Origin of the sequence: Pseudomonas sp., assembly GCF_026224925.1 — a bacterium.
Classification (GTDB): Bacteria; Pseudomonadota; Gammaproteobacteria; order Pseudomonadales; family Pseudomonadaceae; genus Aquipseudomonas.
The window spans coordinates 1-14,977 of record NZ_JAMFRV010000433.1 but is presented as its reverse complement, the minus strand read 5'-3'; the positions used below and the strand labels follow the sequence as shown (position 1 = coordinate 14,977).

Genomic DNA, 14,977 nt, shown 5'->3' with positions numbered 1-14,977 from the left:
CCGCCCGCCGAAATAACCCCCTATCGCACCGGCTCCAACAATCAAAATGCGCATGGCCATCGACCTCCTGTTGAGTAGTTAAAGGCTTTCGCACACCTAACATGCGGCCAAGCCTAAACGGTTTCTGAGTCGAGGATAGAGGACCCACACCGGCCATTCAACACTACATGAGGATCATCATTCATAACCCCGCCAGCACAATGCGGGCAAAAAAAACCCGAGTGACCATTGGTCATTCGGGTTTTTTACGCTGAGGAATGTTCACATCGACGCTCAATGCAACTTAGAACTTGGCAGACGCCATCGCAGGCCAGAAGAAAGGAGTGTCTTCTTCAGCGCGCCGCCGGCGTCTGCGATCAGCCACTACTTTCTCGGCCAATTGCACGTAGACGCGCGAAGATACCGATTCGATGACGGCGCGGCTGGCGTCGTTATGGAATTGCCAGACGCCATAGATGCGGCCGTCAAATGATGGCTCGCTGCCCAACCGAGGGTCAATGCCAAGGCCCGAACCCAAGCCAAACAAATACAAACCATGCATGCGCTGTCCGATAGCATCCACCGGACAACCCGACGGGTCAGAATCAAGCCCACCCTTGACTTCGCGGAGCGTGATCGGGCTGCCATCTGCGTATTTCAGTGCAGGCAACCGCGGCTGATACCCGGTGCACTGCACTACCACGCTCGACTCGGACAAGGCCTGCCTGGCCCGCTCATACTGCTGCGCCGGTCCGGCTCCGGACTGCAACAAACGTACGCGCACCCCGTCTGGGCTGATTCGGCCGTATTGAAGGATGTTTCGACCGACCTCAAGCGCACTGTAGCGCAGCCCCCCCGAACGATTAACCCGCCCAGAGACCGGGCAAACGTCATTCACTGGATCAAACTCGTAGCCGCTGGCAATGGCTTGCTCGACGCTTTCATAGAACAAGCGGATTTGCGAGCGATGCACCAGTGTCAGCTCTTCAAGACCAATGCTTTGCAACGCTTTGGCCAGATTTTCGAGCATTGAAAATGCGCTGTGAGACCCACCCACCACGGTCAGCCGCCCCCCCACTGCGAGCACAGGGGCAAAATGGTCGCGAAGTTCGTTAGCGCTCATCCGCAATAAGGTATCGGCGCTTTGCACGCTGGTCCTTGGCGACAATGCCAGCCCTTGATCAGCCAGTGCGTGGAGCAAATGCGAGGGATCCTGGTGACCGCCAAGGTTAAGCACCAGCGAGCGGCACCGAATGACTTGAGAACGGCCGTTATGCTCGACCCACACTTGATATTCGTCGGCGATATTGACCACTTCGGTGATGGTGGTGCGGCTCCAGACTTCCACCGCATAGTGCTCTACCAAATGGTCCAGCACTAACTTTGACGCTTCGGCCAGCAGCTCGCCGACGTCACACAACTGCGGCGCGCTGAACGCCTGATCACGAATGCGCCAGTAAGCCTCGCTACGCTGCAGCGGCTCGAACACCTCACGCAACGCCGGGTCACGCAGGCAGTCGAGAAAAACATCGCCCACCGAGTTTGCGGTGATCTGGTAGTCAGCGAGACGGCCGGTGCCCGGCAGAGGACTCGCATCAACGATGATTAGCCCGTTACGGGTCATCGCCGGCAACGCACCGCTCTTCAAGGCATTAAATATCAACCCCATGCCAGCCGGACCAGCGCCACCTACTACACAGCCGCAAACGGTTTCCAGTTGAGATCCAAACATGACGTAGTGCTCCATATTTAAATTGGGCTGATACTTCTTATTTTTTTGTTATCCGCTGGAGGGTTGGTTCATACCGGAAAGAATGTCGGGAGGTTTTTTTTAGTAATAGAAAAAACACTAGTTAACGCCATGCGCCGTATGAGAGGGCTGCAAACGTTTTTAGGAGGCCCCCCACTTTTCGTTAGGCAACGCTACCGCCCGAATCTTAAAGGAGTGTTTTACTATTGCTTATCCCCTGCCAATAGAAAATTCTTCGCCGGAGATTTAAATAGTCAACGCTACCGCACTGATCCGAACAGGATGCACATTTTAGAAGTTACAAAAGTTATAAAAGTAGGCGATGTCGATTTAAATGACCGCCGACCTGTTGGGCAGTTCACCCCGTCTAGCAAAGCTGCCGAGTTGTGCCTACCCTCCCGCTTACAGAGATGAACAAAGGTCTCTGGCTTATGGTTTTCGATGCGGTTGGGAAACGGGCTTATCAACCGTCGGGTTCAAGCCGATAATTTCAAAAATCATGGGAAGTGTCAAATTTTTGAGAAAACACGTCTTTTAACTCTTATGGATCATAAGAGAATGAATTTTAAGTAATTTTTTTATTGACGCCGGAGAATCAACGGGCAGCGATGTAGACTATATTTTTAATAATGGCCTTGAACCACGCCTTGGTTTGCACTAGTGCAGCTTTTCAGCGCCCCGCACAAACAACGGAGCACCTTAATGAGCCAGCACTGCACTAACGCGCCCCTTGCGCTTATAGTTAACTATTCCGGTTATGAATAGCAGATCTCGAAAACCCAGTTAAATCCTTAAAAATAACCTAGCCCCAAACGGGATAACAACTCATCTGGACTGTTGCACTTAATAAAAACGGCGGCTTGGCCAATGTCCTCACCCAACGGCCGATCATCAGCGTACAACGCAATGTCCTCGCGAAACGCTCGGTGCAATGCTGCCGTTCGCGGTGCCGGGTTTAATGGCGAATTCAACACATCGTAACTTTGGCTGGCGGCAAGCAGCTCAATGGCGACAATATGTTCCACGTTATCGAGAATACGTTGCGCCTTCAGTGCGGCCGGCGTGGCGTGGCAAAGGATGTCTTCTTGAAGGCCCGAGGTAATACCGCCATCAAGGCTGGCGGGAGCGGCCAGGCGACGGTTATGTGCCACCAGCGAGACCGCTGTGTATTGGGCGATCATGAAACCAGACTCCACGCCGCTTTCACCCGCCAGGAAAGGTGGCAGGCCGCTGACCAACGGATTGACCATGCGATCAATCCTGCGCTCGGAAATCGCGCCCAGTTGCGCCATGGCGATACCCAGCTGATCCATGGCCAAACCCATGCTTGCGCTAACCGCATGGGCCTGAGAGTAAATCTCCGGTGCGTCTGGCGTGCCGCACACCATGGGGTTGTCGGTGACACTCGCCAACTCTTGATCAACCACTGCAGCCACCTGAGCCCAGGCATCGCGAACCGCACCATGGACGTGAGGAATACTGCGCAAGCTCAAGGCGTCTTGAGTTTGTCGGCCAGCAGCGGCCTGCATGATTTGTGAATCGTCGAGCAAATGGTTCAAGCGCTCAGCCACATACTTGAGCCCCGGCGACGCGCGCATCGCCATAGGCGCCGTATGCAAGGCACGGATCTGACAGCGCTGGGTTTCGAAACTCATGGCAGAAATAGCGTCAGCCCAGTCCATCAATTGCCTGGCACGGTCCACGAGCAGGCAGCCAAGGCCAGTAACGCACGGCGAACCATTAACTAGGCACAAGCCCTCTTTGGCTTGCAGGACAAATGGCTCAAGGCCAAGCCGTTGTAACGCCGCAGCGGAAGTCAGACGTTCGTTGCCGAGCCGGCAGTAACCGTGACCGATCATCACCAAACCGATGTGTGCCATATGGCTGAGATAGCCGACCGAGCCCTGATGCGGCACTTCGGGGGTGCACTGCGCGTTGAGCAGGACCACCAGGCGTTCCACCAACTCCAGGCGCAAGCCGGAGTAACCGTGGGCAAAGTTATTGATCGCGCAGACCATGATTGCCCGCGTCTCGCTCACCGCCAGCGGCGTGCCCAGGCCCACCGCATGGCTCATCAATATATTGCGCGACAACGCGCTTTGCTGCTCGGGCGCGACCACGGTGTTGGCCAGCGCTCCGACCCCGGTGTTGACGCCATAAGCTCGGATGTTCTTTTCAACCACCGTGCGCACGATGGCATTAGCCGCCTCGATACGGGCTTTGGCCGCTGACGATAACTCCAGAAAAGCGCCTTCACTCGCAACGTCTACTACCTGTGCCCAAACCAACGATTGATCGAGGATTACGCGCTTCATACAGCTACTCCAGGTGAGTTCAAGATGGGGTGCCCACATCGCTGCCTACAGCACACAGGAAACCGAGCGTATCCATGCGCGAGAGGGATTTATTAAAGCGGGGACGAATTACGTTAAGCTCCCTGCACTCAGGAGTAAACGCGGTGAATTCTCATGCAATCTATGCTCTCAGCTCATGTATCAGACGACCCCAGTTTCCAACTGCGACTACCGCCACTGCGGGGGCTTGAGGTATTTGCCGCCGCCGCGCGCTACGGCACCTTCAGCCGTGCCGCCAAAGCGTTATTTGTCACTCAAAGCGCGATCAGTCGGCAGATCCAACAGCTGGAGGAACACCTCGGGGTGATCCTGTTTATCCGCCACAAGACCGGCCTGCGCCTGACCCCGGAAGCCGAGGCGCTGCTGCCGGTGGTGGATGACGCTTTTGCGCGCCTGACCAATATGTGCAACAGCCTGCGCACCGCAAGCCAGGTATTGACCTTGCGCATGCCGCCCACCTTGGCCACACGCTGGTTTTTGCCGTTATTACCGAGCCTGCGGATTCTGATGCCTGATGTGGACGTGCGGGTGACGACGTACGACGCTTGGGAGCCGCGTTTCGAGGACAGCGACATTGATGCCGCTATTATTCACGGGCACGGCGAGTGGAAAGGTGTTGAAGCGATTCCCCTGATGGCTGAGAGGCTAACGCCCGTGTGTTCGCCGGAACTGGCCAAACGCCTGACGCATCCCGCTGACCTGAAATCAATGCCATTGCTGCATTGCATACCGGCAAATGGGTGGAGTCGCTGGCTAGAGGCCGCAGGCGTCGCAAACATCGCCTCTCATCGAGGGCAGACATTCGACACGTTGGACCTCGCGCTGTCAGCCGCGACACGCGGTCAAGGCATCGCGCTGGGGGACCTGAATCTGGTGCGCGAAAGCCTGAAGGATGGGGTACTGGTGGCGCCGTTTGAGACAGAACTCAACCAAGGCATCGGCTACTACCTGATCTATCCTGCGCCACGGGCGCAACTGCCGAAGATACGAGCGCTGCGGGAATGGTTGCTGGAGGCGGTTGGTTGATAGGGGAGATTGGCAGAGATCGCTTTTCAGCGCGTGCCAACCTCTCCCAACACAAACCCAAACATCACCACCAACCACAGTAAATACAGACAGCCAAACAGCTTCACCCAGCCGCGAGCTTTGGCGATACCGAGATAGACCAATAGCAGCAAGCTGAATTGGGCAACCGCCGCTGCGGCCACTAACCAGTTTTTCAGCCCCCATGATGAGCTGGCGCACAGCAGCTCCAGCACTAACAGCCCCATGAGTGCCGCGTATACCCGCCAAGTAGTCAGTGTATTCATACTCAGCGCCCGATCAGGTAAAGAGAGGGGTACAACAGCACCCAGATGGCGTCCACCAAGTGCCAATACAAGGTAGTCATTTCAATGCGCACGCTGGCTTGGGGCAGTTCGACCCAGCGACGTCCCAGCGCCACATACAGGTGCAAGCCCAAGCCTACCGCCACCAATACATGAATTCCGTGCAAGAACGTGGCGAAGAAATACAGGTTCATGAACAACCGCGCCGACGGCAGTGTCAGCGGTGAATTCAGGCCAAACCCAGGCAGCAAGCCTTCGTGAAACTCAAGGCTGTATTCCAGCAGTTTGCAGCCGAGAAAACCCAACCCCAACAGTGCGGAGATCAGCAAATAGCGCCGCAGTTTGTCCACGTCAAGGCGCCCCGCCGCAATCAGTCAACCCAACCGGATTGATGTGGTACACCTTCATCAATCGCCGGCCCATCTTCCGCCGGTCTTCGTCAGTGGACCAGTCCATCTGCGTGACAAGTTCGCGCGGACGAAGGTTCGGTGCGGGATCTCGATGACAAGCCAGGCATTGCCCCATGTTCAAAGGCTCGCTTTTGCTCAACAGCGGCATGCGATCCACCGGCCCATGACAACTGACGCAGGCCACGCCGGCCTGCACATGCACGGCATGATGGAAGTAAACGTAATCGGGCAGTTTGGCGACTCGCTGCCAGTGCAAAGGAATGCGCTCACGCAAGCTTCGACGCAACGGTTCGAGTACGTCGCTGTCGGACCAAATCTGCGAATGGCAGGACATACAGGTATAAGTCGGCGGTAAACCCGCCTCGGCAGATGTCTCAACCGAGGCATGGCAATAACGGCAATCAATGCCCAATTCACCGGCATGGTGGGCATGGCTAAAGGGTATGGGTTGATCAACCACCCAGCCGCGGTCAGTCCGATAGTCTGAACGATCAAACATCAAGGCCACGGCGAGCCCCCCAATAAGTCCGACCATTAAGCTGAACAACCCGAAGCGCAACCAAGTGTCGGCAGAACGGTTGAATACCTGCGTCATCGCGCGGTTCCGTTTCAAGCCATATGTATTCGTCTATGCCGTAGCGATATAGTTCTAACGGATATCAATATGATTGAACGCAAGAACAAATTTTCTAAATAGAAAGGAAGGTCTAGCAGAAAGGAGGATAAAAGACGTGTTGAACCGTTTAAGCGAAAGTTCAATGTCACCTTACCAACGGTGTTGCTACCGGTGGGAGCCAACTAGTTGGCGAGGCGAGACACCTGATGTGCGCCTGATAGGCACTCCACATCAACGAACGGGGGCTGTTTTAATTTTAACAAAGTCCTTTCACCGCGAACCGTACGACTCATCTCGGTCCGTAGTGATCGGCCCTATTACCCGGCTTTCGCGTGGACTGGGCCCAGTGATTTGCCGTTATTAGCCAGATCGTAACGCAATTCAGCCACCAGCTCCGAGATGTCCCTGCTGGTGTTGAGTCTGTCCAGAGAAATGCCGGTGACTATCAAGTCCACTCGATCAGAATGAAGATCGGAAATCTGAACAGTCATTGAATAATCAGGCGCCACAGTACACGTGCAGCGCAACGGTAGAAAAGCGCGCTCAATGATGCCGCGTAACTCCAACGTGGAAAGCCTGTATGCAATCATTAGTTCCTCCTGACAAAAGGCAGTTAATAAGATTCACTTCTCATTATATTTACAACATCACGCTCAAATGACGCCCAATTGTCGGCGCGTATTTTTGAACGGACTTAAATCTTATACATCACTCATAAAATGGATGCAACGCCGCTTTTTAGTATTGATCTATATCAATATTCAAGTGCCAATTTGGAAAAACACATTGAAGAAACGTTTCATCAACCTCTAGCCGCGATAAAGGGTAAGCCCCCTCTTCATGGATATATTTTTTAACAAAAAATGGAAAGGGATTACACCCTTTCCATCGTCCATTCATCGGAGGTGATTCAATTTTGACTGAGTTGAGCTTCGGGCCTACCGAACCGCAGATTGATCAAGGCGACCCGGGCGCCGTGTTTATCAACGCGCTCTTCAATAGAGAACGGTCGGAAACCCAGTTTCGGGTAAAACAACAAACCGGGAACGTTGTGGTTAAAGCATGAGGCGGTCAACTCAAGCGCTTCATGTTTGTCGAACGCAATGTCAATCATGCAGCCGATCAGGTAGCTGCCGACGCCACGGGATCGGGTACCGGGAGCAATAATCACATTGCCCAAAGAGCAGCGTCCGCGAAACTCCCAACGCGAAAAATTGGCAAACCCCACCACCTCACCATTTTGCTCGATCACCGTAGAGTCAGAGCGACTCTCGATAGCATCTCTCAGTTGGCTCGGTGTCAGGGGGTAACTGGCCTTTGGAAACATGTAAAACAACTCGTCCGTGCTTTGCGGAAAATCGCAAATGACAGCGATGTCTTTTTCTTCTAAGGGGCGATGAAGGAACATGGGCGGAAAACCTCGTCTGGAACCAGGAGCAAATGCATAAAAGGAAACTATATGCGAACGATCAGAAAAAGCTCGACCTAAACAGCATCGTGCGTTCGTTTCTGCACCTGCGGACTGAAAATCATTGACTGCCTCAAATAGACAGGATCAACCGCTCAGAATTCAAGGTAGCCGCATCAAAAATCGTGCCGGGCTGAAAACCCAATATCTTTGACCAATGCATATCGCCCGCAGAATTTATTGGATCATTGCATATTGCATGACGCTCACCATTGAAAATAATCATAAGTTATTGATAAATATATATTTACTCCTTATGGCGCTGCTGGCACACCTGCTGCATTTCTCTTCGTACACATTTGTAACAAACCTATTCACACACGGAAGAGAACAACAATGACTTCATCCTCAGGTAACTACGCAGCGGGTTCACAGGAGTCGACAAGCCTTTCAGGTGTTTCTTGGGGGGCGATATTTGCCGGTGCAGCAGGCGCGGCAGCACTGTCATTGATTCTTGTGATTTTAGGCTTTGGCCTCGGCTTCTCAGCTGTCTCGCCATGGTCGGACAGCGCAATGAGCGCCAAGGGCATAGGCATATCGACGATTGTCTGGCTGGCATTCACCCAGATCATCGCTTCCGGCATGGGCGGCTATATCGCCGGGCGCCTGCGGGTCAAATGGACAAACATGCATGGCGATGAAGTGTACTTTCGCGATACCGCTCACGGCTTCCTTGCATGGGCGGTGGCAACACTGGTCGCAGCAACATTGGTAGCCAGTTCGTTGGGCAGCATTGTCAGCGGTGGTGCTCAGGCCGGGGCGAGTGCGGTGTCTGGCGTTGCCGGTGCAGCGACTCAAGCTGCTGGCAGTGCTGCCAGCAACAGCAACAGTGGCGAAGATTCCGGTTATTTCATTGATACATTGTTCCGCGATGACCGTGCAGCTTCGGTCAGCGATGACGCCGCACATGGCGTTGTGTTCCGTATTTTCGCAAAAACCTTGAACAGCAAAGACAGTCAACTGAGCGCGCAAGACCGTACCTACCTGGCACAACTGATAGCTCAACGTACCGACCTCAGCCAAGCCGATGCGCAGGCGCGGGTCGATCAGGTTTACGGTCAGGCACGGCAAGCGGTAGAAGACGCTAAAACAGCCGCTAAGAACGCCGCAGATACGGCAGCAAAAGTGGCTGCTTATACATCGCTGTGGATGTTCGTTGCGCTGCTGTGCGGTGCTTTCTTCGCCAGTGTCGCTGCAACCATGGGTGGCCGCCGCCGGGACGCAGTGGTGTACATCAACGACACCTCGTCTCGTGAAACCTATACCTCCGCCACCAACATGCCACCGGTTCGCTAAACAAACGGGCTACTTTCTACCCCAGGAGAATAACAATGCGCTCACTACTCTTACTGTTTCTCGGTGTACCGATCCCGATCATCATCCTGATTGCCCTGTTCATGCACTGATTGCTTCAGGTTGAACGGCTGAGCCAATTGCTGCACCCATAAAAAAGGGCCGCTACTGTTAATCGCAGAAGCGGCCCTTCTGTATCTCCTATGATCAGTGGCTAATCATCCATGGCCTACCTGCCGGCTTTCCTTTAAGTGCGAGCGGGTTGGCCTTAGTCGGTGCCAGTGGTTTGCTGGGGCCGCAGCAAGCGCATCCGCTGGGGTGACGCTTGCTTTCCTGGTACTGAGCAACCGTTTTTGGTTCATGAGAGCTGCGCTCGTTGGTCTCCATGGCGCGGAGGGTATTACCTGCCATCGAACTTAGCCCAGGCGCCGATAAAATCACCCTCAGGCTCGACTCGCCACACTCCGGACACGCACACGGTTGCCCGCTCTCAGCCATGGGCCGCAAAGCGGTAAAGTCGCCACAGTGTTGGCAATCGTATTCATACATAGGCATAGCAGATTCCTTAAACAGGCGCCGGGCCGAGATTCTGTGGGACCGAACAAGTTCGCTCCTACCGGATTTAAATTAACGCTTCAAATCGTGGGCAATCGGCAAGTCGATGCTGCCATCAATAAACCGGGTCGGGCCATTGGCGTTGGGGTTGATATCAAACTGGAAGATTTCCGTCGGTAGCCACAATGTGGCACAGGCGTTGGGAATGTCGACAACGCCACTGATATGCCCTTGCACCGGTGCTGACCCCAACAAGGCATAGCCTTGGGCGGGCGAGTAACCGAACTTGGTCAAATAGTTGATGGCATTCAGGCAGGCCTGGCGATAGGCAATGCTGACGTCCAAATAATGCTGCTTGCCAGCTTCGTCGACTGAGATACCTTCGAAGATCAGGTATTTGTTGTAGTTCGGAACGATTGGGCTCGGCTTAAAGACTGGGTTTTTGATCCCGTATTTCTCCATGCCACCTTTGATCAGCTCGACACGCATGTGTACCCAGCCGGCCATTTCGATGGCGCCGCAAAAGGTGATTTCGCCGTCGCCTTGGCTAAAGTGCAAATCGCCCACCGACAAACCTGCGCCGTCGACGTAGACCGGGAAAAAAACTTTCGAACCTCGGGACAAATCCTTGATATCGCAGTTGCCGCCGTGTTCACGCGGCGGCACGGTTCGGGCGCCGGTTGCGGCAGCGCGGTCGCGGGCTTCACCCTTGAGTTTGCCCATGTGCGCGGTGGCGGCCAGCGGTGCGTTGGCCAGTGGCGGAACGCGCATCGGGTCGGTGTCGATCAGCTCCTGCTCGCGCTTGTTCCAGTCCGCGAGCATTTTATGATCGGGCAGGCAGCCAATCAGGCCGGGGTGAATCAGGCCAGCAAATTCTACCCCCGGAATATGCCGGGAGCTGGTCATCATGCCTTTGAAATCCCAAATGGCTTTTTGCGCAGAAGGGAAATGATCGGTCAGAAAGCCGCCGCCGTTGTTGCGCGAAAAAAGCCGTTGAACCCCCACATAGAGTCAGCGCGGGCACCGATGTCCAACAGATCGACCACCAGCAAATCGCCAGGTTCGGCGCCGTGAACACCAATCGGCCCGGACAGGTAATGCACCGTGGACAGGTCTATGTCACGTACGTCGCTAGCGTCGTCGTTGTTCTTGATCGCACCGGCCGTCCAGTCGTAGGTCTCAAGAATGAAATCATCGCCGGGCTTCACCCACGCAGCCATTGGAATGTCTGGGTGCCAGCGGTTGTGAATGTTCTCGTTCTCGGTGACAGGCTGGTTCAGATCAACTTTGATTAGGGTCTCGGTCATGGCGTATCTCCTGACTATCGGTTGGCGCTTTTAAGGGGGCCCAACAAAAAACCTGGATCCCCTGTGGGAGCGAATTCATTCGCGAATGGGTTAATGCGGTCCTTCAGGCAAACCGCGCCGCCTGCTTCCCGAATAAATTCGGTCCCACAGGTTCCGCGATTCATCCGCGAAGGCGTCGCGCGTCAAACCGACAAATACCGGCTGATGGTGGCTTCGTCGACGTTGGCGCGGGTTTCTTCGATGACGAATCGGCCTTTTTCGATGACCAGGAATCGGTCAGCGATGTCCAGGGTGAAGGACAGCACTTGCTCCGAGACGACGATGGTCAGATCGCGCAAAGTGCGGATCTCTTTGAGGGTTCGAGCGATGTCTTTGATGATCGACGGCTGGATGCCTTCGGTGGGTTCGTCCAGCAGCAAAACCTTGGGGTTGGTCGCCAGTGCACGGGCGATTGCCAACTGCTGTTGTTGACCACCGGACAGGTTGCCGCCGCGCCGTGAGCGCATTTCATAAAGCACCGGAAATAATGTGTACAAGTCCTCAGGCACCACGCCTTTGGCCGAGGCCGGAAGTCCGGTCTGGATATTTTCCAGCACGCTCATGGCCGGAAAAATCATTCGCCCTTGGGGCACGTAGGCAATGCCATGGGCAACCCGTGAATGGGTTTCCATGCCCGAGACTTCGACACCTTCCACCTGAATCTGCCCGCCCCATTGCGGCAAGATGCCCATCAAGGTCTTGAACAAAGTGGTTTTGCCCATGCCGTTACGCCCCATCACTGCGACGATTTCTTGCTTGGCAACGCTCAGGTCGAGGTCATGCAGAATTTGGCTCTGGCCATAGCCGCACGCCAGCTTATTGATGGTGAACATGCTGCGCTCCTTAGTGGCCCAGATAGACTTCGATGACTTTCGGGTTGTTCTGTACCGATTCCATGCTGCCTTCAGCCAGCACTTTGCCTTGGTGCAACACCGTGACTTTGTGCGCGATGCTTTTTACGAATTCCATGTCGTGTTCGATCACCAACACCGAGCGGCCTTGGCTGATGCGCTTGAGCAAGTCCGCAGTCTGCGCACGCTCACTGACGCTCATGCCGGCTACCGGCTCGTCGAGCATCAACAACTCGGGGTCTTGCATCAGCAGCATGCCGATTTCCAGCCACTGCTTTTGGCCGTGAGATAACAGCCCGGCTTGTTGCTCCAGAAGTTCGCCGAGGAAGATCTCCCCTGCCACCTCCCGCACGCGATCAACCACCTCGGCGGTGCGTTTAAAGAACAGCGCGCCTAACACGCTGCGACCTTTGGGAAAGGACATCTCCAGGTTCTCGAACACTGACAAGTTGTCGTAGATCGACGGCGTCTGGAACTTGCGGCCAACGCCCGCGCGAACGATGTCGTACTCGTGCATCTTGGTCAGTTCGCGGTCGTTGAACTGAATGCTGCCGCTGGTGGCGCGGGTCTTGCCGCAGATCAGATCCAGCACGGTGGTCTTGCCCGCGCCGTTGGGCCCGATCACCACCCGCACTTCGTTGCGGTCGATGTACAGGTTGAGGTCATCCACCGCTTTGAAGCCGTCGAACGACACGGTCAGGCCTTCTATCGCCAACACCGGTTTGGGCATTTGGAAGCCGACAGCGCTCATGGTTGTGTCTCCAGGGATTCAGCAACAGGCGTGGCAATCGGCGCTTCGATGACCTTGGCCTTGGTCGGCGCAGTAATGACCGGCGTCGGTTTGCCGAGGAGTTTGTTCAACCGGGCGCGGCCGTGGGTCTCCCACAAACCGGCGAGGCCGTCGGGGAAGTACATGACCACGGCGATGAACAAACCGCCCATCAAGTACAGCCACAGCTCTGGAAAGGATTCGGAAAAATAGGTCTTGCCGTAGTTCACCAGCAGCGAGCCGTACACCGCCCCCAGTAGCGACATACGTCCGCCCACCGCCGCGAAAATCACCATTTCAATGGAGGGCACGATGCCGACGAAGGACGGCGACATGAAACCCACTTGCAGGGCAAACATAGCCCCGCCGATGGCCGAGAATGCCGCAGCCACGCAGTACACAAATATCTTGAAGCTGGCGACGTCGTAGCCGGAAAACCGCACCCGCTCTTCCTTGTCGCGCATGGCCATCAGCAACCGGCCGAGCTTGGAGGCGAGAATGAATTTGCCGATCAAGATGCAACCGAACAGCAACCCGGCGTTGATGAAGTACAAGGTCAACTTGGCGCCGTCGGTGCGAATGTCCCAGCCGAGCAGGGTTTTCAGGTCAGTGATGCCATTGATGCCACCGGTCAGACCCTGCTGGCCGATAATCAGCACTGTCAGGATCAGCGCGATGGCTTGGGTGACGATGGAGAAATACACGTCGCCCACTCGGCGTTTGAACATCGCCAAACCGATGATCAGCGCCAGCAGCACCGGCAGCACAATCACGGCGATCAAAGTGAAACTGAAACTGTGAAATGGCACCCACAACCATGGCAATTCGGTGATCTGGTTCCAGTCCATGAAGTCCGGGATACCAGGCGTCGACTGAATTTTGGTGCTGATCGGGTCCGAGGCCTCAAGCTTGAGGAACATCGCCATGCAATAGCCGCCGAGGCCGAAGAACACCCCCTGCCCCAAGCTGAGAATGCCGCCGTAACCCCAGCACAACACCAGCCCCACCGCGACAAACGCGTAGGTCAGGTATTTGCCAACCATGCCCAAGCGGAACGCATCCAGGGTCAACGGGAATACCACCAGGATCAGCAGCGCGAGCACCAGCAGGCCGATAACCCCTTGCTTGCCGCCGAGAATATTATTTAGCGCTTTCATCTGGCTGCCTCTACTTGCGGACTTTGCTGGAAAACAGGCCTTGCGGGCGCATCATCAGAATCAGGATCACTGCCGATAGGGTCAGGACCTTGGCCATCGACCCGCTCATGAAAAACTCTGAAATCGACTGCGTCTGGGCGATGGCGAACGCTGACGCTATGGTGCCGAACAGGCTCTGCGCACCGCCAAACACCACCACCAAAAACGTATCAACGATGTACAACGAACCGGCGGTGGGCCCGGTGGAACCGATGGTGGTAAACGCCGCGCCGGCAACACCGGCCACGCCGCAACCCAGTGCGAAGGTCATGCGGTCGACCTTGCGGGTGTTGATGCCAACGGCGCGGCTCATCATGCGGTTCTGCACGGTGGCACGGACCTGTAAACCCCAGCGGGTGCGGTACAGCATCCAGAAAATGGTCGCAGTCAGCAGAATGGTCACGGCCATGACAAACAGGCCGTTGCGCGGGATTTCGATGGTGTCGGTAACGTTGACCGCGCCCATCAGCCACTCCGGCGGCGTCGCACTGACTTCCCGTGCGCCGAAGATCGAGCGGAAGGCCTGTTGCATCACCAGCGACAAACCCCAGGTCGCGAGCAAGGTGTCCAGGGGGCGGTGGTATAAGCGGCTGATCATCACCGCCTCGACCACCCACCCGATGGCACCGGCCACCACGAACGACAGCGCGATGGCGAAGAAAAAGTAGTAAGGCTGCATTGAAGGCATGTAGTGCGTGGTGAGACTGGACATGACGTAGGTGGTGTAAGCGCCGATGGTGAGGAACTCACCGTGGGCCATGTTGATCACGCCCATCTGGCCAAAAATAATTGCCAGCCCCAGGGCCATCAGCAACAGCACGCAGAACACGGAAAGCCCGTTAAACCCCTGCATCGCCGCGATGGCACCAAATTCCGATAGCCATTCCATGTTGATGGTCTCCAGGTGAAGGTATTGATGCAAAAACCCATGTAGGAGCGCGCTTGCCCGCGATGGGCCCCGGGTGGCGCTCGACCCAAGCGGTCCCAAAAATACGACTGCTTCGCAGCCCCACGCGGGCACGCGCGCTCCAACAGTTTCGGGGCGGCGGGACTGTTATTGTT

At 55.5% G+C, this 14,977-nt stretch carries 14 protein-coding genes and 1 pseudogene; 2 read left to right on the top strand and 13 right to left on the bottom strand.

Going from position 1 to position 14,977, the window contains the following annotated elements; translation table 11 throughout:
* Positions 1-283: 283 nt before the first annotated feature.
* Both M0974_RS18765 and hutH read right to left on the bottom strand, forming a co-directional pair.
* Positions 284-1,711, bottom strand: a complete 1,428-nt coding sequence (locus tag M0974_RS18765; RefSeq protein ID WP_297840035.1) for a pyridine nucleotide-disulfide oxidoreductase — start codon at positions 1,709-1,711, stop codon at positions 284-286.
* An 809-nt stretch (positions 1,712-2,520) separates the two neighbouring features.
* Positions 2,521-4,044: a histidine ammonia-lyase gene (gene hutH, locus M0974_RS18760; protein ID WP_297840032.1), complete on the bottom strand. Its 1,524-nt coding sequence runs from the start codon at positions 4,042-4,044 to the stop codon at positions 2,521-2,523.
* Between the two features lie 153 nt (positions 4,045-4,197).
* On the opposite strand from hutH, the gene M0974_RS18755 reads away from it, so the two are divergent.
* Positions 4,198-5,109: a LysR substrate-binding domain-containing protein gene (locus M0974_RS18755; RefSeq protein WP_297840029.1), complete on the top strand. Its 912-nt coding sequence runs from the start codon at positions 4,198-4,200 to the stop codon at positions 5,107-5,109.
* A gap of 26 nt (positions 5,110-5,135) precedes the next feature.
* On the opposite strand, the gene M0974_RS18750 is transcribed toward M0974_RS18755, so the two are convergent.
* The 5 genes from M0974_RS18750 to M0974_RS18730 form a co-directional block, all read right to left on the bottom strand.
* Positions 5,136-5,393 carry a hypothetical protein gene (locus tag M0974_RS18750; protein ID WP_297840026.1) on the bottom strand — a complete coding sequence of 86 codons (258 nt, stop codon included), beginning with the start codon at positions 5,391-5,393 and terminating at the stop codon, positions 5,136-5,138.
* Between the two features lie 2 nt (positions 5,394-5,395).
* Complete coding sequence (locus M0974_RS18745; protein WP_297840024.1) at positions 5,396-5,761, bottom strand: cytochrome c oxidase subunit 3; 366 nt, start codon at positions 5,759-5,761, stop codon at positions 5,396-5,398.
* A 1-nt stretch (position 5,762) separates the two neighbouring features.
* Positions 5,763-6,416 (bottom strand): cytochrome c3 family protein, encoded by a 654-nt coding sequence (locus M0974_RS18740; RefSeq protein WP_297840023.1) that lies wholly within the window; start codon positions 6,414-6,416, stop codon positions 5,763-5,765.
* A gap of 338 nt (positions 6,417-6,754) precedes the next feature.
* A complete protein-coding gene (locus M0974_RS18735; RefSeq protein ID WP_297840020.1) occupies positions 6,755-7,027 on the bottom strand; it encodes a DUF1652 domain-containing protein in 273 nt (90 codons plus the stop codon).
* 320 nt (positions 7,028-7,347) lie between these two features.
* On the bottom strand, positions 7,348-7,845 hold the full coding sequence (locus tag M0974_RS18730) for a GNAT family N-acetyltransferase (protein ID WP_297840017.1): 498 nt from the start codon (positions 7,843-7,845) through the stop codon (positions 7,348-7,350).
* Positions 7,846-8,241: 396 nt separating this feature from the next.
* Here M0974_RS18730 and M0974_RS18725 point away from each other — a divergent pair, with 396 nt between their 5' ends.
* A complete protein-coding gene (locus M0974_RS18725; protein WP_297840015.1) occupies positions 8,242-9,201 on the top strand; it encodes a hypothetical protein in 960 nt (319 codons plus the stop codon).
* 204 nt (positions 9,202-9,405) lie between these two features.
* On the opposite strand, the gene M0974_RS18720 is transcribed toward M0974_RS18725, so the two are convergent.
* The 6 genes and pseudogenes from M0974_RS18720 to urtB all read right to left on the bottom strand — a co-directional run bounded on the left by M0974_RS18720 (position 9,406) and on the right by urtB (position 14,804).
* Entirely contained in the window at positions 9,406-9,753 is a 348-nt protein-coding gene (locus tag M0974_RS18720; RefSeq protein WP_297840013.1) for a zinc ribbon domain-containing protein, read from the bottom strand.
* A 72-nt stretch (positions 9,754-9,825) separates the two neighbouring features.
* Positions 9,826-11,060: pseudogene (fmdA, locus tag M0974_RS18715) on the bottom strand (formamidase).
* A gap of 182 nt (positions 11,061-11,242) precedes the next feature.
* Positions 11,243-11,932, bottom strand: coding sequence for an urea ABC transporter ATP-binding subunit UrtE (urtE, locus tag M0974_RS18710; RefSeq protein ID WP_297840011.1), 690 nt, complete (start codon positions 11,930-11,932; stop codon positions 11,243-11,245).
* A 10-nt stretch (positions 11,933-11,942) separates the two neighbouring features.
* A complete protein-coding gene (gene urtD / locus M0974_RS18705) occupies positions 11,943-12,701 on the bottom strand; it encodes an urea ABC transporter ATP-binding protein UrtD (RefSeq protein ID WP_297840008.1) in 759 nt (252 codons plus the stop codon).
* The gene (urtC, locus tag M0974_RS18700) at positions 12,698-13,876 is read right to left on the bottom strand and encodes an urea ABC transporter permease subunit UrtC (protein ID WP_297840006.1); all 1,179 of its coding nucleotides are present in this window, start codon (positions 13,874-13,876) and stop codon (positions 12,698-12,700) included. Before urtC ends, urtD begins: the two co-directional genes overlap by 4 nt.
* Positions 13,877-13,886: 10 nt before the next feature.
* A complete protein-coding gene (gene urtB / locus M0974_RS18695; protein ID WP_297840003.1) occupies positions 13,887-14,804 on the bottom strand; it encodes an urea ABC transporter permease subunit UrtB in 918 nt (305 codons plus the stop codon).
* Positions 14,805-14,977: the final 173 nt, after the last annotated feature.